At 73.9% G+C, this 25,011-nt stretch carries 21 protein-coding genes and 1 riboswitch; of the genes, 12 read left to right on the forward strand and 9 right to left on the reverse strand.

The annotated features are described in order from the left end of the window. Positions 1-7: 7 nt before the first annotated feature. Positions 8-964, reverse strand: coding sequence for a 16S rRNA (cytosine(1402)-N(4))-methyltransferase RsmH (gene rsmH, locus ACWDUZ_RS09210; RefSeq protein WP_451631166.1), 957 nt, complete (start codon positions 962-964; stop codon positions 8-10). A 417-nt stretch (positions 965-1,381) separates the two neighbouring features. On the opposite strand from rsmH, the gene ACWDUZ_RS09215 reads away from it, so the two are divergent. The 4 genes from ACWDUZ_RS09215 to ACWDUZ_RS09230 all read left to right on the forward strand — a co-directional run bounded on the left by ACWDUZ_RS09215 (position 1,382) and on the right by ACWDUZ_RS09230 (position 7,196). Then, entirely contained in the window at positions 1,382-1,927 is a 546-nt protein-coding gene (locus tag ACWDUZ_RS09215; protein WP_451631167.1) for a beta-class carbonic anhydrase, read from the forward strand. A 406-nt stretch (positions 1,928-2,333) separates the two neighbouring features. Beyond that, complete coding sequence (locus ACWDUZ_RS09220) at positions 2,334-3,371, forward strand: AAA family ATPase (RefSeq protein ID WP_451631168.1); 1,038 nt, start codon at positions 2,334-2,336, stop codon at positions 3,369-3,371. Beyond that, complete coding sequence (locus ACWDUZ_RS09225) at positions 3,371-4,756, forward strand: DUF58 domain-containing protein (RefSeq protein ID WP_451631169.1); 1,386 nt, start codon at positions 3,371-3,373, stop codon at positions 4,754-4,756. The genes ACWDUZ_RS09220 and ACWDUZ_RS09225 overlap by 1 nt, the downstream gene beginning before the upstream one ends. Before the next feature lie 100 nt (positions 4,757-4,856). Next, entirely contained in the window at positions 4,857-7,196 is a 2,340-nt protein-coding gene (locus ACWDUZ_RS09230) for a transglutaminase TgpA family protein (RefSeq protein WP_451631203.1), read from the forward strand. 225 nt (positions 7,197-7,421) lie between these two features. On the opposite strand, the gene ACWDUZ_RS09235 is transcribed toward ACWDUZ_RS09230, so the two are convergent. The 3 genes from ACWDUZ_RS09235 to ACWDUZ_RS09245 form a co-directional block, all read right to left on the reverse strand. After that, on the reverse strand, positions 7,422-7,811 hold the full coding sequence (locus tag ACWDUZ_RS09235) for a DUF3040 domain-containing protein (RefSeq protein ID WP_451631170.1): 390 nt from the start codon (positions 7,809-7,811) through the stop codon (positions 7,422-7,424). A 322-nt stretch (positions 7,812-8,133) separates the two neighbouring features. Beyond that, positions 8,134-8,991, reverse strand: coding sequence for a methyltransferase (locus tag ACWDUZ_RS09240; RefSeq protein ID WP_451631171.1), 858 nt, complete (start codon positions 8,989-8,991; stop codon positions 8,134-8,136). A gap of 207 nt (positions 8,992-9,198) precedes the next feature. After that, on the reverse strand, positions 9,199-9,798 hold the full coding sequence (locus ACWDUZ_RS09245; RefSeq protein ID WP_451631172.1) for an SAV_6107 family HEPN domain-containing protein: 600 nt from the start codon (positions 9,796-9,798) through the stop codon (positions 9,199-9,201). A 146-nt stretch (positions 9,799-9,944) separates the two neighbouring features. On the opposite strand from ACWDUZ_RS09245, the gene ACWDUZ_RS09250 reads away from it, so the two are divergent. From ACWDUZ_RS09250 to ACWDUZ_RS09265, 4 genes are all read left to right on the forward strand, one after another. Continuing rightward, positions 9,945-10,712 carry an ATP-binding cassette domain-containing protein gene (locus ACWDUZ_RS09250; RefSeq protein ID WP_451631173.1) on the forward strand — a complete coding sequence of 256 codons (768 nt, stop codon included), beginning with the start codon at positions 9,945-9,947 and terminating at the stop codon, positions 10,710-10,712. After that, positions 10,684-12,771 (forward strand): YhgE/Pip family protein, encoded by a 2,088-nt coding sequence (locus ACWDUZ_RS09255; protein WP_451631174.1) that lies wholly within the window; start codon positions 10,684-10,686, stop codon positions 12,769-12,771. Before ACWDUZ_RS09250 ends, ACWDUZ_RS09255 begins: the two co-directional genes overlap by 29 nt. A gap of 74 nt (positions 12,772-12,845) precedes the next feature. After that, positions 12,846-13,475 carry a TetR/AcrR family transcriptional regulator gene (locus ACWDUZ_RS09260; protein WP_451631175.1) on the forward strand — a complete coding sequence of 210 codons (630 nt, stop codon included), beginning with the start codon at positions 12,846-12,848 and terminating at the stop codon, positions 13,473-13,475. Positions 13,476-14,018: 543 nt separating this feature from the next. Further along, complete coding sequence (locus ACWDUZ_RS09265) at positions 14,019-15,539, forward strand: phytoene desaturase family protein (RefSeq protein ID WP_451631176.1); 1,521 nt, start codon at positions 14,019-14,021, stop codon at positions 15,537-15,539. Between the two features lie 49 nt (positions 15,540-15,588). On the opposite strand, the gene ACWDUZ_RS09270 is transcribed toward ACWDUZ_RS09265, so the two are convergent. The 5 genes from ACWDUZ_RS09270 to ACWDUZ_RS09290 form a co-directional block, all read right to left on the reverse strand. Then, the gene (locus tag ACWDUZ_RS09270; protein ID WP_451631177.1) at positions 15,589-16,590 is read right to left on the reverse strand and encodes an SCO2102 family sporulation regulator; all 1,002 of its coding nucleotides are present in this window, start codon (positions 16,588-16,590) and stop codon (positions 15,589-15,591) included. A gap of 56 nt (positions 16,591-16,646) precedes the next feature. Then, positions 16,647-17,570, reverse strand: coding sequence for a methylenetetrahydrofolate reductase [NAD(P)H] (metF, locus tag ACWDUZ_RS09275; RefSeq protein ID WP_451631178.1), 924 nt, complete (start codon positions 17,568-17,570; stop codon positions 16,647-16,649). A 145-nt stretch (positions 17,571-17,715) separates the two neighbouring features. Further along, positions 17,716-18,390, reverse strand: a complete 675-nt coding sequence (thiE, locus tag ACWDUZ_RS09280) for a thiamine phosphate synthase (RefSeq protein ID WP_451631204.1) — start codon at positions 18,388-18,390, stop codon at positions 17,716-17,718. 152 nt (positions 18,391-18,542) lie between these two features. Further along, complete coding sequence (locus ACWDUZ_RS09285) at positions 18,543-18,908, reverse strand: Rv2175c family DNA-binding protein (RefSeq protein ID WP_306183465.1); 366 nt, start codon at positions 18,906-18,908, stop codon at positions 18,543-18,545. Positions 18,909-19,215: 307 nt separating this feature from the next. Next, positions 19,216-20,445, reverse strand: a complete 1,230-nt coding sequence (locus ACWDUZ_RS09290) for an NAD(P)/FAD-dependent oxidoreductase (RefSeq protein ID WP_451631179.1) — start codon at positions 20,443-20,445, stop codon at positions 19,216-19,218. Positions 20,446-20,540: 95 nt separating this feature from the next. Further along, positions 20,541-20,652, forward strand: a riboswitch (TPP riboswitch). Here ACWDUZ_RS09290 and thiO point away from each other — a divergent pair. The 4 genes from thiO to pknB all read left to right on the forward strand — a co-directional run bounded on the left by thiO (position 20,650) and on the right by pknB (position 24,964). After that, positions 20,650-21,813 carry a glycine oxidase ThiO gene (gene thiO / locus ACWDUZ_RS09295; RefSeq protein ID WP_451631180.1) on the forward strand — a complete coding sequence of 388 codons (1,164 nt, stop codon included), beginning with the start codon at positions 20,650-20,652 and terminating at the stop codon, positions 21,811-21,813. Its footprint overlaps the riboswitch before it by 3 nt. Further along, positions 21,810-22,010 carry a sulfur carrier protein ThiS gene (thiS, locus tag ACWDUZ_RS09300; RefSeq protein WP_451631181.1) on the forward strand — a complete coding sequence of 67 codons (201 nt, stop codon included), beginning with the start codon at positions 21,810-21,812 and terminating at the stop codon, positions 22,008-22,010. The genes thiO and thiS overlap by 4 nt, the downstream gene beginning before the upstream one ends. 3 nt (positions 22,011-22,013) lie before the next feature. Continuing rightward, complete coding sequence (locus tag ACWDUZ_RS09305; protein ID WP_451631182.1) at positions 22,014-22,808, forward strand: thiazole synthase; 795 nt, start codon at positions 22,014-22,016, stop codon at positions 22,806-22,808. A gap of 221 nt (positions 22,809-23,029) precedes the next feature. Further along, a complete protein-coding gene (pknB, locus tag ACWDUZ_RS09310) occupies positions 23,030-24,964 on the forward strand; it encodes a Stk1 family PASTA domain-containing Ser/Thr kinase (RefSeq protein WP_451631183.1) in 1,935 nt (644 codons plus the stop codon). Positions 24,965-25,011 lie beyond the last annotated feature (47 nt).

Below are 25,011 nucleotides of genomic sequence, written 5' to 3' on the forward strand. Positions count from 1 at the left end.
ACGCCCCTCATTCGATGGACTCCCTGATGCGCTCGGCCCCGCGCAGCCGGGCCGGTGCCGCCCGCCGGTTCTCGGCGATCTCTTCCTCGGTGGGAAGTTCGGCACCGCGCGTGAGCAGCTTGAGCCGGGGCTGGTACCGCTCGGGGACGACGGGCAGGCCGGGCGGCGCGGTGGAGGCGGCGCCGGCCGCGAACACGTGCTTGACCAGACGGTCTTCGAGCGAGTGGTACGACAGTACGGCGATCCGGCCGCCCACGGAGAGCGCCGCCACCGCGGCCGGGATCGCCCGCTCCAGCACGGCGAGTTCGCCGTTGACCTCGATGCGCAGCGCCTGGAAGGTGCGCTTGGCCGGATTCCCACCGGTGCGCTTGGCGGCTTGCGGCAGCGCGTCGCGGATCAGCTCCACCAGCCGGACGCTGGTGGTGAACGGCTCCTTCTCGCGTTCGCGCACGATCGCGGCCACGATCCGCTTGGCCTGCTTCTCCTCGCCGTAGGCCCGCAGGATGCGCACCAGTTCGCCGGCCGGGTAGGTGTTGAGGACCTCGGCGGCGCTGATGCCGGTGGACTGGTCCATGCGCATGTCCAGGGGCGCGTCCTGGGCGTAGGCGAAGCCGCGGTCGGCCTCGTCGAGCTGCATGGAGGAGACACCGAGGTCGAACAGGACGCCCTGGACGCGCGGGGTGCCCAGCCGCTCCAGCACGCCGGGCAGTTCGTCGTAGACGGCGTGCACCAGGGTGGCCCGGTCGCCGAACGGGGCGAGGCGCTCGCCGGCGAGACGCAGCGCCTCCTTGTCCCGGTCCAGTGCGACCAGCCGGGCCTCGGGGAACCGGGTGAGCAGCGCCTCGCTGTGCCCGCCGAGGCCGAGGGTGCAGTCGACGGCCACCGCTCCCGGCCGCTCCAGGGCGGGTGCCAGCAGATCCAGGCACCGCTGGAGCATCACGGGGACGTGTCGGCTGTTGCTCAAGGGGCCCTCTCAGGTCCGGCGCGCCCCGCACGCACCGCCGGGTCCCCGACCGCTCGCGGACGAGAAGTCCTGCCGGCGCCAAAAGCGTCAGCCGACCGGGAGCGGGTGGAGGCCGAGCCGTACGTACGCGCCGCGCACGCGGGGAGACCGTTCGGGTGGGTGCCCAGGTCTCCGGGAATGCAGTTCGGGAGGCCACGCCTCCCGCTTCGCGTCACTTTAGTCCACCCTGTCTCCCGGTCAATCAACCGGCCTGCGCGTCGCCCGGCGGAGTGTCCACGACACGGTTTCGCGCGGTGATTCATCCGTACGGAGGTGCGCTGCGCTGCGTGTGGAGTCGCTCACAACAGGCCACCGTGGCGTTCTTTGTCCTGTTCTCACAGCAGGACCGGAACGCACATGACCAGTACCGTCATAGCCATGACGACTTCCGCATCAGTTCCCGCCGGATCCGAGGGCATAGCTCCGGACGCCGTCACCGACCGCCTCGTGACGGCCAACGAGGCCTACGCCGACGCCTTCACCGACCCCGGGATGGACGCCCGCCCGGTCCTCCAGGTGGCGGTGGTGGCGTGCATGGACGCCCGTCTCGACCTGCACGCCGCGCTCGGCCTGGAGCTCGGCGACTGCCACACCATCCGCAACGCGGGCGGCGTCGTCACCGACGACGTGATCCGCTCGCTGGCCATCAGCCAGCGGGCGCTCGGTACCCGCCGGGTCGTGCTCATCCACCACACCAACTGCGGCATGGAGTCCCTCACCGAGGACTTCCGGCACGAGCTGGAGATGGAGGTCGGCCAGCGTCCGGCCTGGGCCGTCGAGGCGTTCCGGGACGTCGACCAGGACGTACGGCAGTCGATGCAGCGCGTGCGCACCTCGCCCTTCCTGCCGCACACCGACGACGTGCGCGGCTTCGTGTTCGACGTCAAGACGGGGCGGCTGCGCGAGATCGACCCCGCCGCCTGACCGGCCCGCCCGTTCCGATGGCCGCCGAGCCGTTCTGCCGGGCCACCGGGCGGTCCGGCAGCCGCGCCCGTGCCGTCCGGGGACGTCGGGGAGCCGCGCAGGGCCTGCTCCGGGCCTGCCGCGGGCGTGCCCCGGGCCTGCTCCGCCCCTGCCCCGGGGTTTGCTCCAGGCCGCGTCGTGTCACCCGCGAAAGGGCGCAAGCCCCGACATATCGCTGCCAGTTGTCCACAGGCGAGTGACACGAATCGGTAACGGCGGCAAGAATGCGGGTGTGACGTCGCGCGGGACTTCTCCGGCGCGGTGTCCGTGTTCGGGGTGGGCCGGTCCGCGCAGCGGCGCGTCGGTCCGGAAAGTTGCGGAATCCCCTGCTCCGCGAAGGGCTTGGGGAAGGGCCGAGGAGGGCCGGGTGACGACCTATGACGATCGAGCGAGCCTCACTGATCTGACCGCCACTGTGGAGCGCGTCCGCAGTTCGGTGGAGGGAGTGATCGAGGGCAAGCCGGAGGTCGTACGGCTCTCGCTGACCGTACTGCTCGCCGAGGGGCACCTTCTGATCGAGGATGTGCCCGGAGTCGGGAAGACGATGCTGGCGAAGGCGCTGGCGCGGTCCATCGACTGCTCGGTGCGACGCATCCAGTTCACGCCCGACCTGCTGCCGTCGGACATCACCGGCGTGTCCATCTGGGACCAGCAGCGCCGTGACTTCGAGTTCAAGCCGGGCGCCGTCTTCGCGCAGATCGTGATCGGCGACGAGATCAACCGCGCCTCGCCCAAGACCCAGTCGGCGCTGCTGGAGTCCATGGAGGAGCGCCAGGTCACCATCGACGGGCAGACCTACGAACTGCCCAGTCCGTTCATGGTGGTGGCCACGCAGAACCCGGTCGAGATGGAGGGCACCTACCCGCTGCCCGAGGCCCAGCGCGACCGCTTCATGGCGCGCGTCTCCATCGGCTATCCGAGCCCGGAGGCCGAGTTGCAGATGCTGGACGTGCACGGCGGGGTGAGCCCGCTGGACGACCTCCAGCCGGTGGCGCACGCGCACGAGGTCGTCAAGCTCATCGAGGCCGTGCGCACGGTGCACGTCGCCGACTCCGTACGGCGCTACGCGGTGGGCCTGGTCGCCGCCACCCGAACCCACCCCGACCTCAGACTCGGCGCCTCGCCGCGCGCGACGCTGCACCTGCTGCGCGCGGCGAAGGCGTCCGCGGCCCTGAGCGGCCGGGAGTACGCCCTGCCGGACGACGTCCAGGCACTGGCCGTGGCGGTGCTGGCCCACCGGCTGCTGCCCACCGCCCAGGCCCAGCTCAACCGGCGTACCGCCGAGCAGGTCGTCCAGGAGATCCTGCAGCACACACCGGTGCCCGCCGCCTCGCAGCAGGCCGGCGGCCTCGGCCTGGGCGGCACCGCGCCGGAGTTCGGCCGCCGGCAGCCGCGGAGGCTGTGATGAGCACCGCGGGAACACCGCGTGCGGAGGACGAGCGGGGCGACCGGGGCGGCGTCCGCACCGCGCTGGCCGGTCTGACCACGCGCGGACGTTCCTTCCTGGCCGCCGGTGTCGCGGCCGCGATCTGCGCCTACGTCCTGGGCCAGCCCGACCTGCTGCGGGTCGGGCTGCTGCTCGCCGTGCTGCCGTCGGCCTGCGCGACCGTGCTCTACCGCACGCGCTACCGGGTCGCCGCCAGTCGCCGGCTCTCCCCCGCGCGCGTGCCCGCGGGCAGCGAGGCGCGGGTGCATCTGCGGATGGACAACGTCTCCCGGCTGCCCACGGGCCTGCTGATGCTCCAGGACCGGGTGCCCTACGTGCTCGGGCCGCGCCCGCGTTTCGTGCTCGACCGGGTGGAGCCCGGCGGCCGCCGCGAGGTGTCCTACCGGGTCCGCTCCGACCTGCGCGGCCGCTACCCGCTGGGCCCGCTCCAGCTGCGCCTGAGCGACCCGTTCGGGATGTGCGAGCTGACCCGGTCCTTCTCGACGTTCGACAACCTGACGGTGATCCCGCGCGTGGAGCCGCTGCCACCGGTGCGCCTGAGCGGTGAGGCCAAGGGGTACGGCGACGGACGGCAGCGCTCGCTGGCGCTGGCGGGCGAGGACGACGTGATCCCGCGCGGGTACCGCTACGGCGACGACCTCCGACGCGTGCACTGGCGGTCCACCGCGCGCTACGGCGAGCTGATGGTGCGCCGCGAGGAGCAGCCCCAGCGGGCCCGCTGCACGGTACTGCTGGACACCCGGGCCCTCGCCTTCCGGGGCGCGGGCCCGGACTCGGCGTTCGAGTGGGCGGTGTCCGGCGCCGCCTCCGTCCTGGTGCACATGCTGGAGCGGGGCTTCTCGGTACGGCTGCTGACGGACACCGGCAGTGCGGTGCCCGGCGAGGGCTCCGACGGGTTCGCGGGCACCGGCCCGGAGTCGGCGGACGCGGCCGGGCTCATGATGGACACCCTCGCGGTGATCGACCACTCGGACGGAGCCGGTCTGTCCCGCGCCTACGACGTGCTGCGCGGCGGCAACGAAGGACTGCTGGTGGCCTTCCTCGGCGACCTCGACGAGGCGCAGGCCGCGGTGGCCGCCAAGATGCGGCAGCGCAGCGGCGGCGCGGTGGCCTTCCTGCTGGACAGCGACACCTGGCTGCGGGAGCCGACCGACGTGCCCGGCCCGGACGCGCCGGGCGAGGAGCGGCTCCGGCTGCTCCGCGACGCCGGCTGGACGGCCGTGAGCGTCCCCCGGGGCGCCTCGCTGACCGAGGTGTGGCGCCAGGCCGACCGCGACCGCACCAGCGCCGGTCTCGTCGGTGCGCCGGGGCTGGGCGCGGCGCTCGGGGAGGGCCGGTCATGATCACGGCCGTACGAGCCGTACCGGAGCAGCGGTGCGAACGGGGGGCAGGGGCGTGAGCGGGCGGACACGGCTGGCGTTGTGTTCCGCGGTGGCCACACTGATGGCGGCGTGTGCGCTGCTGCCTCTGGTCTCCTCCGTGGCGTGGATGGTGCAGACCGTGCTGCTGCTGGCGGTGCAGTCGGGGATCGGCGTGGCGGCCCGGCGGGTGCCGTTGGCCCGGCCGCTGACCGTGGCGGCGCAGGCCGTGGTCACGCTGCTGCTGCTGACCCTGGTCTTCGCCCGGACCCAGGCCGTGGCCGGGCTCATCCCCGGCCCGGACGCCTTCCGGTACCTGACCGCGCTGCTCCAGCAGGGCGGGGACGACGTGAGCCGGTACGCGATCCCGGCACCGCTGAGCGACGGCATCCGGCTGATGCTGGTCGGTGGTGTGCTGCTGATCGGGCTGATCGTGGACGCGGTCGCGGTGACCCTGCGCAGCGCGGCCCCCGCCGGCCTGCCGCTGCTCGCGCTGTACTCCGTGGCGGCGGGACTGTCCAACGGCGGGACGGACTGGGTGTGGTTCCTGGTCGCGGCCGCCGGCTATCTGATGCTGCTGCTGGCCGAGGGCCGGGACCGGCTCTCGCAGTGGGGGCGGGTGTTCAGCGGGGCGTCGCGCGCCGCGGGCGGTGAAGCGGACGGTGCGAGGGCACCGGTACGCACGGGCCGCCGTATCGGCGCGGTCGCGCTGGGCGTCGCCCTGGTGGTGCCGCTCGCCCTGCCGGGCATGCGCGGCGGGCTGCTGGGTCCCTCGGGCACCGGTGTCGGCACGGGCGTCGGGGGCGGTGGCACGATCTCGGCGGTGAACCCGCTGGTGTCGCTGCGGGACAGCCTGAACGTGGAGGAGGACCGCACGGTCCTGAGCCTGCGCACGTCCTCCCCGAACTCCTCCGGCCTGTACATGCGCATCGTGTCCCTGGACGACTTCGACGGCACCACCTGGAAGCCGTCCCAGCGGCACGTCGTCGGCGTGCCCGACGTCTTCCCGACCCCGTCCGGGCTGGACGGCGACGTCAGGCGATCGGAGGTCACCACGTCCGTCTCGACGGCGGACTGGTACGCCCAGGACTGGCTGCCGATGCCGTATCCGCCCAGCGGTGTGCGGGTCAAGGGAAGCTGGCGCTACGAGCCCGTGGGCATGACCCTGGTCGGTGACCACGGGCAGAACACGCGCGGGCTGTCGTACCAGGTCAGAAGCCTGGAGGTGCAGCCGACGGCCGCGCAGCTGGCCGCGGCGCCGGAGCCGCCCGAGGCCCTGAGACGCGAGTACACCGAGGTGCCCGCGACGCTGCCGGGGGTCGTGGCCCGCACCGCGCGGGAGGTCACCGACGGGGCGGCCAACCACTACGAGCAGGCGGTCAAGCTCCAGCAGTGGTTCGTCGCGGAGGGCGGCTTCGAGTACGACACCCATGTGGAGGTGGGCAGCGGCCGCAACGCGATCGCACGGTTCCTGAACTCCAAGCGGGGCTTCTGCGTGCACTTCTCCTTCGCGATGGCCGCGATGGCCCGCACGCTCGGCATTCCCGCCCGGGTCGCGGTGGGCTTCGCACCCGGCTCGATGCAGGGCGACGGCACGATCTCGGTGGGGCTGAAGGACGCGCACGCCTGGCCCGAGCTGTACTTCCAGGGCGTCGGCTGGACCCGTTTCGAGCCGACACCGACCCGCGGTACGGCGCCCTCCTACACCCAGCCGGACACCCCGGGAACGGCGCTGCCGAACCCGGCGGTGCCGTCCCAGCAGGCGAGCACGGCACCGTCGGACGCCCCCTCGGCGAGCGCGACCTGCCCGCCGCAGCTGAAGCGGCTGGGTGAGTGCCCGAGCGCGTCGGCGCAGGCCGCGCTGCCCGTCGACCGCGGCGGCCCCGGGTGGGGCGCGCTCGTGGCCTGGGGGCTGGCCGGGCTGCTCGTCGTCCTGCTGCCGCTGTCGCCGCTGCTGTGGCGCGGACGGGCACGGTCCGTCCGGCTCGGCGCGCACGGGCGGGGCGAGGCGGACACGGCCCCGCACGCCCTGGCGGTCTGGCAGGAACTCACCGACACCGCCTGGGACTTCGGAATCCTGCCGGACGAGTCGCAGACGCCGCGCGGGACGGCCGCGCGGATCGTCCGTCTCGGGCACCTCGACCCGGTGACGGCCGAGTCCGCGTACCGGCTGGCCGCTGCCGTGGAACAGGCCCTCTACGCGCCGCGTCCGCGTCCGGTCACGGGTCTCGCCGAGGACGTCCGCCGCGTCACCGCGGGCCTGCGGGCGTCGGCCTCCCGCGGCACCAGGCTCCGTGCCGTCCTCGCCCCCCGCTCGGCCGTCCGCCTGGCCTGGATACTGTCGGCCCGCTGGGCCGCGGTGAGGTCCCGCGCCACGGCTCTGTTCCCCGCCCCGCGCAGGCGGCCGTCGGGCCAGCAGGGCTGAGCGCCCGGGGGGCACCGGACGGTGCCCCCGGGTGGGGTGATGGAAGAACCTGGAGGGGACCAGGCGGACCGCCAGGACCCGGCCCACCTGCGACCAGGGCGGGACACCGAGGGCCGGCCCACGAACCCTGGGACGGGCCTGGGCACCGGGCGACCGGCGGACACGCGTGAGGGGCCGGCCACCCTCGGTGGCCGGCCCCTGGGACGGTTGAGGTCTGCCGCGGGGTCAGTGCCCCTGCTCGTCGCGGCGGCGCTGCCAGCGCTCCTCGATACGGTCCATCATGGAGCGCTTCGGACGGGCCTGACCGCGACCCTGTGGGCCGCCGACGGGCCGCTCGCCCGGCTTGGGCGCCTTGCGCCAGCCGGTCACGGCCAGCAGGGCGCAGCCCAGCATCACCAGGAAGCCCACCACGCTCACCCAGTAGTACGGGACGATCACGCCTGCCATGAGGAGCGCGATACCCACGAGGAAGCCCGCGACCGCCTGGTAGACCCGCCGCCGGGTGTACGTACGCAGCCCGCTTCCCTCGAGCGCCGACGCGAACTTGGGATCTTCGGCGTACAGCGCTCGCTCCATCTGCTCGAGCATGCGCTGCTCGTGCTCAGAGAGCGGCACGGAGTCCTCCTCATCGTGCAGTCGCCGGGGCGACCCGGGGGGTCCCTTCAGGATAGGCAGGGAATCGCCCCCGTGAAACCCGCCCCTCTGCGCCAATTGGCCAACCGCACCCGCCATCACGGACCCGGCTCGCTGAGGCTTCCATTCCCCGGCGGCCGACCCGTCATGCCGGGCGGTCTCCCTCGATCATACGGCGCACGGGCCGGGATCGGGGGGGCTGTGGCGGACTCCATGCCCGCCCGTACCGCGCCCCGGTCAGCACCCCGGACCACCACGGTGACCACCGCGAAAGCCAAAACCGGCTCGGGTGCCCGGGGACCGCTCAGGAGGCGGTGGCGCTCCGCGTCTCGCCGAGGACGTGGAGCTGTGTGGCCACGGAGTGGAAGTCGGGGAGCTCGGCCGCCGCCGCCTCCAGCTTCAGCAGCGCGTCCAGCGCCGCGGGCTCGGTGTCCACGAGCACCCCGGGCACCAGGTCGGCGAAGACCCGCACACCGTGCACCGCGCCGATGCCCAGCCCCGCGCCCTCGACGAGGGCGGTGAGCTGCTCGGCGGTGAACCGGCGCGGCATCGGGTCGCCCTGCCCCCAGCGCCCGTCGGGGTCGGCGAGGGCCCGCCGGGCGTCCGTGAAGTGGCCGGCCAGGGCGCGGGCGAGCACGGCACCGCCGAGACCGGACGCGAGCAGGCTGAGCACTCCCTTCTCGCGCAGGGCGGCGACCGCGTTGCGCACGCCCTCGGCAGGGTCGTCGACGTACTCCAGGACGCCGTGGCAGAGCACGGCGTCGTACCCGCCGCGCTCGACCACGTCGAAGAGGCCGTGGGCGTCGCCCTGCACGCCCTGTACCCGGTCGGCCACGCCCGCCTCGGCGGCGCGGCGCTCCAGCGCGAAGAGCGCGTTGGGGCTGGGGTCGACGACGGTGACCCGGTGGCCGAGGCGGGCGACGGGCACGGCGAAGTTGCCGCTGCCGCCGCCGGTGTCGAGGACGTCCAGCGACTCCCGGCCCGTGGCCTTGACCAGCCGGTCGAGAGCCTCCCGCAGGACCTCCCAGACCACGGCGGTGCGCAGCGAGGCGCGGGTCCGGGCGGGGCCGGAGCGCAGCGAGGCCGGTTCGTGGTGGTCGGAGCGCAGCGACGCCGATTGAGGGTGGTGGGGGGAGACGGGCGGGCGCATCGGGTCCGACACGGCAGTTGACTCCTCGAGGCGGCACCGCCTCTGGCACGGCGGGGCGATCGGGCTGCCTCCGCCGCCCGGGGCACGGGAGACGGGAGGCTTCAGGCGTCTTCCACCCTATTGCCTCCGGCGCTGCGTCCGCCCCTTGCGCACGGCGCCCCGTCCGCCCGTCGCGTCCGCCTCGCCGGCTCCGGCGATCCCGCGGCCTGCCGGGACGGCTCAGCCCGCGTCCGGCATCTCGTGCCGGACCTCGCGCCGCGCGTCGTACCCGGCGTCGTGTGCGGGGCGGGCCGCGCCCGGCTCGGCGGCGTCCTGGTGCGGCTGGGGCAGCACCGGCTGGAGGACCAGCATCCGCTCGACGATGCGGATGAACATCGCCACGTCCCGTATCAGGTCGTCGGCGTCCCGCCGGCCCGCCGCGCCCTGGACGCCGGCCTCGGCCAGGGCGCGGCGGCGCGCACCCGAGGCGAAGAGCGCGCTCCATTCGGTGAGTTCCGGCGCGATCTCGGGGAGCACCTCCCAGGCGCTGCGGATGCGCGCCCGGCGCCGGGGGTTGGGCTCCGGGCGCGCCCGGGCGGCGAGTACGGCGGCGGCGGTGCGCAGGGCGGCCAGGTGTGCGGTCGCGTAGCGCTCGTTGGGCGCGTCCAGGACGGCGGCCTCTTCCAGCCCCGCGCGGGCCTTGGCGAGCAGGTCGAGAGCGGCGGGCGGGGCCGTCGCCCGGCGGAGCACGGGGTGCACGTCGCTCGCCGGGCCGGTCAGTGAGGGGGCAGGGCCGGCGGCGCGGCGCCGGCGGGCGGCGGCTGCGGACGAGTTGGCCATGACGAACCTCCTGTCGTCTGGGTGACGGCACGGGTGCCGTATGTGCCCATCGTGAGGTATGCCACTGACAATCCGTTCTGACCTGGGCTTTTGCTTCGATCGCACATTCGGTATAGCTTTTTGCACTGACCAGTCAGTTCAAAATTATGCGAGGAGGGGGACCCGTGGACGACACGGCGCACGGCCTCGGGGTCAGGGCCCGCGGTTTCGGACTGCGCGGGCCCCGCGGCTGGGCGTTCCGCGACGTGGACCTCGACGCGGAGCCCGGTTCGCTGACCGCGGTCGAGGGCCCGTCCGGCTCCGGCCGTACCTGCCTGCTGCTGGCGCTCACCGGGCGGATGCGCCCCACGGACGGGGTGGCCCAGGTGGGCGGCTTCCGTCCGCCCCGGCACATGTCCGCCCTGCGCCGGGTCAGCGCGCTCGCCAACGTCTGCGGTGTCACCGACCTGGAACCGGCCCTGACGGTCGGGGAGCACCTGCGGGAACGGGCGCTGCTGCGAGACGCGTTCGATTTCGCCCCGCGCGTGCTGCCGCGCTCGCCCGGCCGGCGGCGGGCGGAGAGGAAGCGGCTGATCGACACCGCGCTGGACGCCGCCCGTCTCGACGTCGCGACGCTGCCCAAGGGCGCCCGCACCTCCGTACGCGACCTGGAGCGTCCCGAGGCGCTGCGCCTGTCCGTCGCGCTCGCGCTGATGTCCGGGCCACGGCTGCTCGCCGTCGACGACGCCGACCACAAGCTCCGGCCGTCCGAACAGGGCGAGGTCTGGCAGCTGTTGAGGTCCGTCGCCGAGTCCGGGACGACGGTGCTCGCGGTCTGCGCAACGGCCCCAAAAGGGACACACGCCGTCTCCGCCAGGCCGTCCCCGGAGAAGAAGGAGGGGGCCGATGCGCCCGCCGAGACTGGCCGCGCTTGAGCTCAGGCGGTTCGGCCGCGGCAGGCTGCCGCGCGCCGCGCTGGTCGCGCTCCTGGTGCTGCCGCTGCTGTACGGCGCCCTGTACCTGTGGTCGTTCTGGGACCCGTACGGCCACCTGGACCGCGTTCCCGTGGCCCTCGTCGACGACGACCGCGGGGCCACCGTCGGAGGCCGGAGGATCACGGCCGGCGACGACCTGGCCGAGGGACTGCTGAGGAGCGAGGTCTTCGACTGGCACCGGGTGAGCGCCGAGGAGGCCCGCCGGGGCGTGGAGGACGGCACCTACTACCTGTCGCTGACCGTGCCCGCCGACTTCAGCAGGCGCATCGCCTCCAGCGCGGGCGGCTCCCCGGAGACGGGCGCCCTCCGGGTCCGTACGAACGACGCCAACAACTACATCGTCGGGCAGATCTCCAGGACGGTGTTCAACGAGGTGCGAGCGGCCGCCTCCACCAAGGCCTCGCGCACCTTCCTGGACCGGATCTTCGTCTCGTTCTCCGACATCCACGGCCGGACGGTGACGGCCGCGAAGGGCGCCGACAAGCTCAGCGGCGGCATCGGCAAGGCGGAGAAGGGCTCCAAGGACCTCGCCGACGGGCTGGCCGAGGCCGAGAAGGGCAGCGGCAAGCTGTCCAAGGGTCTGAAGAAGCTGAACACCGGGGCGGGCGATCTGGAGGACGGCTCCCGGCAGGTGGCCGACGGCACGCAGACCCTGGCCGACCGGGTCAACACCGTGCACGGCGCGGTGGGGCCCTTCCTGAAGGACAACGAGAAGACGATCGGCGAGTCGGCCCGCCTGGTCGCCGACTCGGCCAAGGCGATCCGCCACAACCTCGACACGCTGGTGAAGACCGCGCCGGGCGCCGCCGAGGCGGCCCACACGGCCTCCACCGTCCTGGACGACGTCCACCGGCGGCGCTGCGCGAAGCCCGTCGCCCTGCCCGACCCCGCCTGCCCCGACCTGAAGAAGGCCAAGGAGGCCGCCGCGGACGTGGCGGGCATCGCCGACGACGTCGACACGCTGATCGCGGACAACGACGGCGACCTGAAGAAGCTGGACACGAACCTCGCCGGCCTCCAGAAGCGGGCCGAGGCCCTGGCCGACCGGTCACCCCACCTGTCCGAGGACGTCGACGACGCCGTGAAGAGGATCAACAAGCTCAACGAGGGCGCCGGCAAGGTCGCCGCGGGCGCGAAGAAGCTGCACACCGGGCTCGGCACGGCCAAGTCCGGAGCGGCGAACCTCGACAAGGGCGTCGGCAAGCTGAGGACGGGCGCCGAGGACCTCGACGGAGGCATCCACAAGCTGGTCGACGGCTCCGGCAAGCTCGCCGGCGGACTGCACGACGGAGCGGACCGGATCCCCGACTACGACAAGAAGGACCGCGACCGGCGCACCGGCGTCATGGCCGACCCGGTACGGCTGGCCGCACAGGACCTGCACCACGCGCCCGACTACGGCACCGGCTTCGCCCCCTACTTCATCCCGTTGTCCCTGTGGGTGGGCGCCATGGTGGCCTACATGCTGATCCCGCCGATGAACCGGCGCGCGCTCGCGGTGGGCGCCTCCTCGTGGCGGATCGCGCTGGCGGGCTGGCTGCCGGTGGTCGCGGTCGGGGTGGCGCAGACGGCGGCCCTGATGGCGGTGCTGCACTGGGCGCTCGGCCTGGAGCCGGCCCGCGCGGGCGGGACGATCGCCTTCCTGTTCCTGGTGGCGGCGTGCTTCGCGGCGGTCGTGCAGTGGCTGAACGCGCGGTTCGGTCCCGCGGGCCGGATCCTCGTCCTCGCCCTGCTGATGCTCCAGCTGACCTCCGCGGGCGGCACCTATCCCGTGCAGACCAGTCCGGGCTTCTTCAACGCGCTCCACCCCTTCCTGCCGATGAGCCACGTCGTCGACGCCCTCAGAAGGCTGATCACGGGCGGCGGTCTCGCCCCGGTCTGGACGGCCTGCGCGGTGCTGGCGGGCTTCACCGCCGCCGCGCTCGCGCTGACCGCCGTGGCCGCCCGGCGCCGGCAGGTGTGGACCCTGGACCGGCTGCACCCGGAGCTGAGCCTGTGAGCCCGAGGACGCCACCCGCCGCAGCGGCCGTACCGGCCGAGGAGGCGGATGCCGTTCCTGTGAGAATCAGGGCCATGGAAAGCACCAGCGCCGCGCCGGGCGGCCGGACCCGCCGCGAGGTCACCCGGCAGAAGCTCTACGAGGCCGCCGTCACCCTCATCGCCGAGCAGGGCTTCTCCGCCACCACCGTGGACGAGATCGCCGAGCGGGCCGGGGTCGCCAAGGGCACGGTCTACTACAACTTCGCCAGCAAGTCGGACCTCTTCGAGGAGCTGCTGCGGCACGGCGTGGGCCTGCTCACCGCCTCCCTGCGGGACGCGGCCGAGCGGACGGACCGGGAGGGCGGCAGCCGGGTCGACGCCCTGGACGCGATGATCCGGGCCGGACTCGTCTTCATCGACCGCTACCCCGCCTTCACCCAGCTGTACGTGGCCGAGCTGTGGCGCACCAACCGCGCCTGGCAGTCCACGCTGATGGTGGTCCGGCAGCAGGCGGTCGCGGTCGTCGAGGGCGTGCTGCGCGAGGGTGTGGCGGCCGGCGAGTTCAGTGGGGAGATCGATGTGCCGCTGACCGCGTCCGCGCTGGTGGGCATGGTGCTGGTGGCCGCTCTGGACTGGAAGTCGTTCCAGCCGGAACGCTCCCTGGACGACGTCCACGCGGCTCTGTCGCGGCTTCTCCAGGGCCGGGTGAGCGGCACCCGCTGAGGCGGCTGGCTCCGCCCCGGCCGGCGAGGACGTCCCCGAGGGCGTGGCTGGACGGAGCAGGTCATGGCCACGGCGGGCACGCTGCGAGGAGGCGCCGGTACGCCGTGGCCACGTCCCCCGCGGGCCACCGCGTACCGGCGCCTCCTCCGTTCCCCCGCTCCTCCGTTCCCCCGTTTCCCCTCGCCCCGCCTCTCCCCCCGTGGCCCCCGTGCGGTCGTTCCCCCGTCCCCCGTCGGCCCCCGTGCGGTCTTCCCCCATTCCCCGTGGCTCGCTCCCGCCGACGCGGGTCGGCGGAAGGAGCGGTCCAGGGCGGCACCGTTCCGCCGCCCCGTGTCGGCGGTGCCGGCGCCGTGCCCCGTCCCGTGCCTCCACTCTCTCGTCCACGCAGGTCGGACCCCATCCGCGCACGTACTCATCTCCTCGCCTGAGTACCTGTACTCAGCCCTGCGCACCCGCACTCGCGGCGGCGCGCCACCGACCGGAAAGCCGCTGGTCAGCTCCCCGGAGCGGGCATTGTCGGCGGTGGTCGATAAAGTCGCGGGCATGGCACGGATTGCGGTGATCGGCGCCGGGATGGGCGCGATGGCGGCCGCCGCCCGGCTGGCCGTCGCGGGCCACCGGGTGACGGTGTACGAGCGTACGGAGACGTACGGCGGAGCGGTGCGCCGCCTCGACCGGGACGGTTTCGCCTTCGACACCGGGCCCGGGCTGCTCCCGCTGCCCGCGGTCTACCGCGATCTGTTCGTCAAGACCGGCAAGGAGCAGCTGGAGGACCGCGTCGAACTGGTCCAGGTCGACCCGGCGGCGCGGCACCTGTTCGCGGACGGAACCGAGGTGTCGCTGCCGAACGCCTCCCGCGCCGGCGTCGTCTCGGCCCTGGACACGGCGCTCGGCCGGGGCGCCGGTCAGCGCTGGGGCGACTTCCTGGTCCGGGCGCGCGAAGCCTGGGACCGCACCCGCCGGCCGCTCCTGGAGGAGCCGCTGTGGCCCAACTGGTCGGTGCTGGCCGAGCGTGAGCCCTATCCGGCGGTTCCGCACAAGCGTCTGCTGCGCACCCGGCGGGCCGGCACGCTGGCCGAGGTCGGCGCCTGGGAGTTGCGCGATCCGCGCCTCGCCGCGCTCCTGGAGAGCCATGCGCTCGCCCATGGACTGGATCCGCGCACCGCGCCGGCGAGTACGGCCGTACTGCCGTACATGGAGCACGCCTTCGGCGTCTGGTACGTCCGCGGGGGTCTGCGTGAGCTGGCGCGTGCGGTGTACGAGCGGTGTGTGGCCCGCAGGGTGGAGTTCGTCTTCGGCGCCGAGGTGGCGCGGATCGTCGAGAGGGACGGCCGGGCGACGGGGGTGGAGTTCGCCGAAGGCGGCGGCGCGGAGGCGGAGTTCGTGGTCGCCGGTGTGGCACCGGAGACGCTGAGCGGCTTCGTGGCGGGCACGGCGCCGCGGGGTGAGGGCCAGGTGCCCGCGCGGCACGGGCTGCCGAGCCGCCTGACCGTGCTGCTGGCGCTGCGCGACGGCCGCCCGGAGGGGACCGCCCATCGCACCGTGGTGCACACCGAGGACCGCGAGCCGGAGCTGGACGCCCTGTTCGGCACGGGCCCCAGCCTGCCCGCGCGGCCCACGGTCACGGTGCTCCGCCCCGGGGATCCCACCCTGGTCCCGGACGGGGACCACGAGGCGGTCACACTCACGGCCACGGTCCCGGCGCTGCCGCCCGAAGTGGGCGAACAGGACGGCGGCAAGGCCCTCCAGGCGCAGGCCGATCGTATGATCGCCGCCGCCGAGCGGGCCGTGCCAGGGCTGCGCGACCGCATCCTGTGGCGCGAGCTGTGCACCCCCGCCGACATCGCCCGGGCAACGGGCGCGCCGGGCGGGGCCGTTCCCGCGCCGGCGCTGGCCGCGGCGGGGGGCCGGCTGCTGCATCCGGCGAACTCCACAGGCATCGACGGCCTGTTCACCGTAGGCGGCTGGTCGCACCCGGGGGGCGGGCTGCCGCACGCCGGCATGTCGGGTGCGCTGGTGGCCGGACTCCTCGTGGATGGGCCGGAGTTCCGCGGCTCGCAGTGAAACCTGGCGCGGACGTGCCCCGCGTTCCGGGGCCGTCCGGCGACCTGGTTCAGAAACGGTACTGCTCGTCGAGGCCGGCGCCCTGCTGCGCCTGGCCGTAGCCCTGACCGCCCTGGCCGTCGCCCTGGTACGGGTAGGACTGCTCGGGCGGGAGCGCACCGCCGTAGGAGTCGTCGGTGCGCTGCTGCGGGACCCACACCCCGCCGGCCGGGGTCTCGCCGCCGTAGCCGCCCGTGGCGTACGGGTCCTGGACGCCGTAGCCCTGCTGCCCGTAGCCCTGCTGGCCGCCGTAGGTGGTGTCGTAGGAGGCGCCGCCGTACGTCTGGGTGCCGGCGTACGGGTCCGCGTAGGCGTCGTAGCCCTGCTGGCCGGAGCCGTCGTAGCCGTAGGCCTGCTGCCCGTAGCCGGAGTAGTCGTACCCGTAGCCCTGGTCGGCGGCCTGGGCCGTGGTGGCGTACTGGTCCTGGGGCAGGCCGGCCGGCTGCGGTGAGTCGCCGTAGACGCCGTAGGAACCGGTGTCGTCGGGCAGGGGCTGCGGCTGGTACACGGAGGTGGTCTCGGCGGCCGTGGGATCGGCGGCGCGGGCGGCGGCGAAGACGTCGTCCTGGTCGTAGTCGTCCGGCCCGTACGGCAGGTGGTCGCGGTCGGCCGGGCCGCCCACGCCGTCCGTGTCCTGTGGACCGTGGGGGCCGTCGTGAGCGCCGGGGGCGCCGTCGAGGGCCTCGACGCCCGGGTCCGCCGGATCCGGGTCCTCGCGCTCGGCCTTGCCGCGGCGGCGCTTGGGCGCTTCGTCACTCGGGTGCCTGACGGTCCACCCGGCGGCGAACCCGCGGCGGAAGGACAGCGTCACGTAGGTCTGCCCGACCGCGAACGCGGCCGCGCCCACGCCGATCACCACCACGGACGGCATCAGCACGCCGAGCACGACGCACAGGAAGCCGGCGAAGGCGAGCAAACGCCAGCGCAGCCGCGCCTTGTACTGCAGCAGCACCTCGCCGAGCAGCCACAGCGCGACGATTCCGAACGCGATGTAGAGGACCGTCCAGCCCATGTACGCCCCTCTCCCAGTGGCCGCTTCGCAGTCTGTCCTACGCGGGTACGGCCGGTCTAGGCCTGCGGCGGGTGGTGCAGACCCAGGTTCTCGTAGATTTCCAGCGTCGCCGTGGAGTTGTTGAGCGTGATGAAGTGCAGTCCGGGCACCCCTTCGGCCAGCAGCCGCGCGCAGAACTCCGTGGCGAACTCGATGCCAATGGAGCGTACCGCCGTCGGATCGTCTTGTGCGGTGAGGATCCGTTCTTCGAGCTCGGCCGGGAAGACGGCGTTGGTGAGCGACGGGATCCGCGCGAGCGTCTTCGCACTGGCGATCGGCATGACCTCGGGGATGATCGGCGTGTCGCAGCCGGCGGCCACGACCCGGTCGCGCAGGCGCAGATAGTCCTCGGGCCGGAAGAACATCTGCGTGATGGCGTAGTCGGCGCCCGCGCGGCACTTCTCGACGAAGTGACGTACGTCGGTCTCCCAGTCGTCGGAGCGCGGGTGCATCGCGGGGAAGGCCGCGACGCCGACGCAGAAGTCTCCGGAGGTCTTGATGAGTTCGACGAGCTCGGCGGCATAGGTCAGGCCTCGGGGGTGCGGCACCCAGTCGCCCATCGGGTCGCCGGGCGGGTCGCCGCGGAGCGCCAGCATGTTGCGGATCCCGGCGTCGGCGTACTGTCCGATGATGTTGCGCAGGTCGGCCACCGAGTGGTCGACGGCGGTGAGGTGGGCGATCGGGGTGAGCGTGGTGTCCGAGGCGATGGCCTCGGTCGCCTTGACCGTGCCCGCACGGGTGGAGCCGCCCGCGCCGTAGGTCACGGAGACGAAGTCGGGCGCCACGGCCTCCACGCGGCGCAGCGCGTTCCACAGGTTGCGCTCGCCCTTCGGGGTCTTGGGGGCGTAGAACTCGAACGAGTACGTCGCCTTGCCCGTCGCGAGCATGTCGCGCACGGTGGGAGCGTGGTCCGACCTGGTGGATGCGGTGCCGAGGGCCATAGTCGCAGGTTAGCCAGGGGGCGGCCGTCCCCCAACCGAACGCCGGGAATTTGCCGGAATTGCCGGATTCTTGTCCACCCATCGGACAACCGTCGGGCACGAGGGCGGGAACCGCTCCTCACGTCCGCCTGCCGTACGCCTGTGGTCAGCGGGTGTCCGGCGCGTCCTGCCGCAGCCGCTTGGCGAACTCCGCCGCGGCCGCGCCGGGGTCCTCGGCCTCGGTGATCGCCCGGACCACGACGACGCGGCGGGCGCCGGCGTCGAGGACCTCGTCCAGATTGCCGAGGTCGATGCCGCCGATCGCGAACCAGGGGCGGTCGGTGCCGAGGGAGGCCGCGTACCGGACCAGTCCCAGGCCGGGCGCGTGACGTCCGGGTTTGGTGGGGGTGGGCCAGCAGGGGCCCGTGCAGAAGTAGTCCACGCCGTCCTGGACGGCGGCCGCGGCGGCCTCGGACTCGGCGTGCGTGGAGCGGCCGATCAGGACGCCGTCGCCGAGTATCGCGCGGGCCGCGGGCACCGGCAGATCGCCCTGGCCGAGGTGCAGCACGTCCGCGCGGGCGGTGTGGGCGACGTCGGCGCGGTCGTTGACGGCGAGCAGCTTGCCGTGGCGGGCGCAGGCGTCGGCGAACACCCGGAGGTGTTCCAGCTCCTCGCCCGCCTCCATGCCCTTGTCGCGCAGCTGCACGATGTCGACCCCGCCGGCCAGCACCGCGTCGAGGAACTCGGGCAGGTCGCCCTGGCGGGTCCGGGCGTCCGTGCACAGGTACAGGCGCGCGTCGGCGAGCCGGTCACGGGCGACGGCTGCGGCGGTGTCGGGCACGGGCATGGATGATCCCCCCGGGTCGGTGCGGTGGTGCGCTGTCCGCGCGGTGTGTCGAGGGCGTACGGGCCGCGGCGGGGCGACGACGGCGAAGCCGCCGCTGCGCCTCGGCCGGGGCCCGTACACCTGATCGGGTTGTTCGGGCGCTCCGGTCAGACGGCGAGCGCCTGGGCGCGGCGCTTCACCTCCGTGCCGCGATTCTCGCTCAGGGCCTGCGCGGGGGTGCCGGGCAGGGTCGGGTCGGGGGTGAACAGCCACTCGATCATCTCTTCGACCGTGAAGCCGTCGTCCCGCAGGAGCGTCAGGGTCCCGGACAGGCCCTTGACGACCTTGTCCCCGTCGATGAAGGCGGCGGGGACGTGCAGCGCGCGGTTCTCGCCCCGGCGTACGGCGATGAGCTGGCCCTCCTTCACCAGCTGCCGCACCCTCGTCACCTCGACGCCGAGCATCTCGGCGATCTCGGGGAGGGTGAGCCAGGCGGGGACGAGAGCATCGATCTTCGCGTCAATCTCGGTCACGGATACAAGCCTGCCATCCGCCGCTGACAGTCGGAAGTCAGCCCCGTCCACCTGGGAGAACCCGCGGGGGAACATCGCACGTACGGCGTCCTGCGGCGCGTCGCGAAACCCCGCGGCGCACCGCGTGGCGCGCCAGGGCCTGTCGTCGCCTTCCCGTCGTCCGCCCGCAGGGCGGGCCTCGCGGCGTCCGGTGCGTGCTCTCGGCGTGCCGGGCCCTGACCCGCGTACTTGGATGTACTCGGGTCCGGGCCTGCGGCGAGAGGGCGTGCAGCGCGTCGCTGGGCAGACGGGAAGGTGACGACAGGGCCTACGCCGTGGCCGCCTTCAGCGGCCTGGCCGGGTCGGCCAGCAGCTCCGGGTCCACCGGCGTGCCGGCCTCGATCAGCCGTCTGCCCTGCGCCAGGTCACGCGGCCGGCCGACCGCCAGCAGGGCGACCAGCCGGTTCCCGCGCAGCCAGCAGACCGTCCACGCCGGGCCGGACGGCTCGCCGCGCCGGACGGTGGCGTCGGCGGACGTGTGGTGACCGGCGTACTGCACGAAACGGCCGAACTGCTCGGACCAGAAGTACGGCACCGGGTCGTAGACGGCGGGGGTCAGGCCGATGATGTTGGCGGCGACCGTGCGCGGGCCCTGGAGGGCGTTGTCCCAGTGGTGGACGAGCAGCCGCTCGCCGTACCGCCCGGAGGGGAAGGAGGCGCAGTCCCCGACCGCGTACACGTCCGGCACGGACGTGCGCAGGTGCTCGTCGGCGAGCACCTCCCCCTGGTCCCCCAGCGCGATGCCGGAGCCGGCGAGCCAGCCGGTCGCGGGGCGCGCGCCGACGCCGACGACGACGGCGCCCGCGGGCACCCGCGAGCCGTCGTCGAGCACCACCGCACCGGGCTCGACGCGCTCCACACGCGTGTGCGTGCGCAGTTCGGCCCCGCTGTCGGCGTACCAGGTGGTCATGGGCGCGGTCACCTCGGCGGGCAGGGCCCCGGCGAGCGGCCGGTCCGCCGCCTCCACGACGGTCACCGCGCAGCCCGCCTCGCGGGCGGCGGTGGCGAACTCGGCGCCGATCCAGCCCGCGCCGACGACCACGATGTCGTGCTGCTCGGCGAGCACGGGGCGCAGCCGTTCCGCGTCGTCGAGGGTGCGCAGCAGATGGACGCCGGGGAGGCCCTCGGCGCCGGGCAGCCGGACCGGTTCGGCGCCGGTGGCCACGACGAGGACGTCGTAGGGCACCGGCCCTTCGGAGGTGTCGAGCACATGGGTGTCGGGGCGGACGGCGAGCGCCTCGCGGCCGAGCCGCAGCTCGAGGCCGAGCGACTCGAAGTCGACGTCGAAGGCCGAGCCCTCGGCCTTGCCGAGCAGCACGGCCTTGGACAGCGGCGGCCGGTCGTAGGGCTGGTGGGGTTCGGCGCCGATCAGTGTGACGGTGCCGGTGAAGCCCTGCTCGCGCAGGGCGACCGCGGTCTGCACACCGGCCATGCCCGCGCCCACGACGACCACCCGCCGCGGCTGCGACATGCCCTGTTCCTGGGTCTGCTCGCTCACCTGATCACCATAGTCACCACCGGTCCGGCCGGTCAGGGGGCAGGCGAAGAGGCTCCCTTACGAGTGCTTCGCCCCAGGGGCTAGGCTGACGTCCGACAAGCACTCGCGGGAGCCCGGACGCACCGGGCTGAGAGGGAGGCTGGCGGCCTCCGACCGTACGAACCTGATCCGGGTCATGCCGGCGAAGGGAGGGGCTGGACGCCCATGTCGTTGCCACGTACGTCAGACGTCCTCGTCGTCGGGGGCGGGATCATCGGGCTCGTGACGGCCTGGCGCGCCGCGCAACGCGGCTTCGCCACGGCCGTGGTGGACCCCGAACCGGGCGGTGGTGCCGCCCAGACGGCCGCCGGGATGCTGGCCGCCGTCACGGAACTGCACTACGGCGAGCAGACCCTGCTCGGGCTGAACCTCGCCTCGGCCCGCCGCTACCCGGACTTCGTGGCCGAGCTGACCGAGCTGACCGGCCACGACCTCGGCTACCGCCGCTGCGGCACGCTCGCCGTCGCCCTGGACACCGACGACCGCGCCCATCTGCGGGAGCTGCACGACCTCCAGCGCGCCTCGGGCCTGGAGTCGGAGTGGCTGTCCGGGCGGGAGTGCCGGCGCCTGGAGCCGATGCTCGCGCCGGGCGTGCGCGGCGGCCTCCGGGTGGACGGCGACCACCAGATCGACCCGCGGCGGCTCGCCGCCGCCCTGGTGGCCGCGTGCGAGCGGGCCGGGGTGGTCCTCCACCGCGCGTGGGCCGAGCGGCTCACCCTGCGCGGGGACCGGGCCGCCGGCTGTGAGCTGCGCGACGGCACGAAGCTCGGCGCGGGACAGGTGGTGCTCGCCGCGGGCAGCCGCAGCGGGCAGCTGGCCGGGGTGCCGGACGAGGTGCTGCCACCGGTGCGGCCGGTCAAGGGGCAGGTGCTGCGGCTGACCGTGCCGAAGCGGTACGCGCCGTTCCTGAGCCGCACGGTGCGGGCCGTGGTGCGCGGCAGCCACGTCTACCTGGTGCCGCGGCTCAGCGGCGAGCTGGTCGTGGGCGCCACCAGCGAGGAGCTGGGCTGGGACACGACGGTGACGGCCGGCGGGGTATACGAGCTGCTGCGCGACGCCCACGAGCTGGTCCCCGGGATCACCGAGCTGCCGCTGACCGAGACCCGGGCCGGGCTGCGCCCCGGCTCGCCCGACAACGCGCCGCTGCTGGGCCCGACCGAGCTGGACGGGCTGCTGACGGCCACCGGCCACTACCGCAACGGCGTCCTGCTCACCCCGGTGACCGGTGACGCCATGGCGCACGCCCTGGCCACCGGCGAGCTCCCGGACGAGGCCCGTCCCTTCACCCCGCGCCGCTTCGCCGCCGCCCTCACGGAGCAGCCCGCATGAACATCTCCGTCAACGGCGAGCTCCACCGGTTCCCGCCCGGCACCGCTCTGGACACCGTGGTGCGCAGTCTGACCGCGGCGCCCTCCGGGGTGGCCGCCGCTCTCAACGAGACCGTCGTCCCGCGCGCGCAGTGGCCGTCCACGGCCCTGAACGAGGGCGACCGCGTCGAAGTGCTGACCGCCGTGCAGGGAGGCTGACCCATGGCCGACGATCCCCTTGTCCTCGGTGCCACCCCCTTCACGTCCCGGCTGATCATGGGCACGGGCGGCGCGCCGAGCCTGGAGGTGCTGGAGCGAGCCCTGGTGGCGTCCGGCACCGAACTGACCACGGTGGCCATGCGCCGGGTGAATCCCTCGGTGCACGGCTCCGTGCTGTCGGTGCTGGAGAAGCTGGGCATCCGGGTGCTGCCCAACACGGCGGGCTGCTTCACGGCGGGCGAGGCGGTGCTCACGGCCCGTCTCGCGCGCGAGGCGCTGGGTACCGACCTGGTCAAGCTGGAGGTCATCGCCGACGAGCGGACGCTGCTGCCGGACCCGATCGAACTGCTGGACGCGGCGGAGACGCTGGTCGACGACGGCTTCACGGTGCTGCCGTACACCAACGACGACCCGGTGCTGGCGCGCAGGCTCGAGGACGTGGGCTGTGCGGCGATCATGCCGCTGGGCTCGCCGATCGGGTCCGGGCTGGGCATCCGCAACCCGCACAACTTCCAGCTGATCGTCGAGCACGCGCGCGTGCCGGTGATCCTGGACGCGGGCGCCGGCACGGCCTCGGACGTGGCGCTGGCCATGGAGCTGGGGTGTGCGGGGGTGATGCTCGCCTCGGCGGTGACGCGGGCGCAGGAGCCGGCGGTGATGGCCGAGGCGATGCGGCACGCGGTGACGGCGGGGCGGATGGCGCGGCTGGCGGGGCGGATCCCCAAACGGCACTTCGCCGAGGCGTCCTCTCCCGCGGAGGGCCTGGCCGTGCTGGATCCGGAACGTCCGGCTTTCTAGCGCGCCGCCCGACCGGGTGCGGTGCGCGGGCTCGACGCCGCCCCACCGGGTGCGGTGCGCGGGCTCGACGCCGTCCGGGCGGGCGCCTCCCCACAGGGGCACGCCCCGTGGCGCACGACTGCCCGGGGGCTGTGTGCGGCGCGTCACAGGTCGGCTTCAGTCACGCTGCCGAACCGTGCTGAGAGGGGTGGGTGTCCGTGACGGCTCGTACACTCGCCTGCGTGGATACGACCCTTCAGGACCCCTTGGTCGGGCAGGTGCTCGACGGCCGTTACCGCGTCGAGGCGCGCATCGCCGTCGGCGGGATGGCGACGGTCTACCGGGGCCTGGACACCCGACTGGACCGTGTCCTCGCGCTGAAGGTCATGCACCCCTCGCTCGCCGCCGACCGCTCCTTCGTGGAGCGTTTCATACGGGAGGCCAAGTCGGCGGCCCGCCTGGACCACCCCAACGTCGTACAGGTCTTCGACCAGGGCACCGACGGGTCGTACGTCTACCTGGCCATGGAGTACATCTCCGGGTGCACCCTGCGCGACGTGCTGCGCGAGCGCGGGGCGCTCCAGCCGCGCGCCGCCCTGGACATCCTGGAGCCGGTGCTCGCCGCGCTCGGCGCCGCGCACCGCGCCGGGTTCGTGCACCGCGACATGAAGCCGGAGAACGTCCTGATAGGGGACGACGGGCGGGTCAAGGTCGCCGACTTCGGTCTGGTGCGGGCCGTGAACACGGTGACGAACACCACCGGCACGGTCCTGGGGACCGTCTCCTACCTCGCCCCCGAGCAGATCGAACAGGGCACCGCCGATCCCCGGGTCGACGTCTACGCGTGCGGGGTCGTGCTCTACGAAATGCTGACCGGTGGCAAGCCCCACCAGGGGGAGAGCCCCGCCCAGGTGCTCTACCAGCACCTCCACGAGGACGTGCCGGCACCGTCGGCCGCCGTGCCCGGGCTGGCGTACGAGCTGGACGAGCTCGTGGCGACGGCCACCGCCCGCAACCCGGAGGTACGGCCGCACGACGCGGTGGCGCTGCTGGCGCGGGTCCGCGAGGCCCGCGCGGCGCTCGGCCCGGAGCAGCTGGACGCGATGCCGCCGCAGGCGCTCACCGAGAGCCATGACAACGCCGAGGACCGGACGAGCGTCATCCCCCGGGCACTGACGGTGCCGCGCCCGCTGCCCGTGAACGAGGACGAGGAGGCCCCGGCGGACCACGCGGCGCTGCACCGCACCAGCCGCCTGGAGACTCCCTCCGCGCCGCGGCGGCCGGCCCGCCGGCCCCGGCGCGTCCTGCTCACCGTGGTCGCCGCCGTTCTGCTGGTCCTGGGGGTCGGCGGTGGCGTGTGGTACATCAACTCCGGTCAGTTCACCAAGGTCCCGCCGCTGCTGGCGAAGACGGAGGCGCAGGCGCGGCAGCGGCTCGACAAGGCCGGTCTCGAGGTCAAGGCCGTCAAGCACGCCTACAGCGACACCGTCGCGCGGGGCACGGTCATCCGTACGGACCCCGCGGCGGGCGCCCGGATCCGCAGCCACGGCTCGGTGACGCTCACCGTGTCCGACGGCCCGGAGACGGTGAAGGTGCCCGGCCTGGAGGGGCGTCCGCTCGGTGAGGCACAGGGCCTGCTGAAGAAGGCCGGACTGGAGCCGGGCATGGTGAGCCGGGCGTTCAGCGAGGACGTCCCCAAGGGCTCGGTGGTCAGCACGGATCCCGAGGCGGGTACGGAGCGGCACGCCGGCTCGGCGATCGCGCTCGTGGTCAGCAAGGGCCGCCCGGTGGACGTACCGGACGTCACCGGCGAGGACCTGGACGAGGCGAAGTCCGACCTCCAGGACGCCGGTCTGAAGGTGACGGTCGCGCCGGAACGGATCAACTCCGAGTACGACCAGGGTCAGGTCGCCGCGCAGACCCCGGCGGCCGGCGGCAAGGCCGCCGAGGGTGACACGGTGACGCTGACGCTGTCCAAGGGCCCGGAGATGGTCGAGGTGCCGGACGTGACGGGCGACAGCGTCGACGACGCGAAGAAGACGCTCCAGGAGGCCGGCTTCAAGGTCGACGAGGACCGCGGAATCCTCGGCCTGTTCGGCGACACCGTCAAGAAGCAGTCGGTGGAGGGCGGCGAGCGGGCGCCGAAGGGCTCGACGATCACGATCACCATCAGGTGACGGCGATCACCGCCGCGGCCGAGGAGACCGGGATCACCACGGCCCGT

The organism is Streptomyces sp. NPDC003393 (assembly GCF_053589015.1).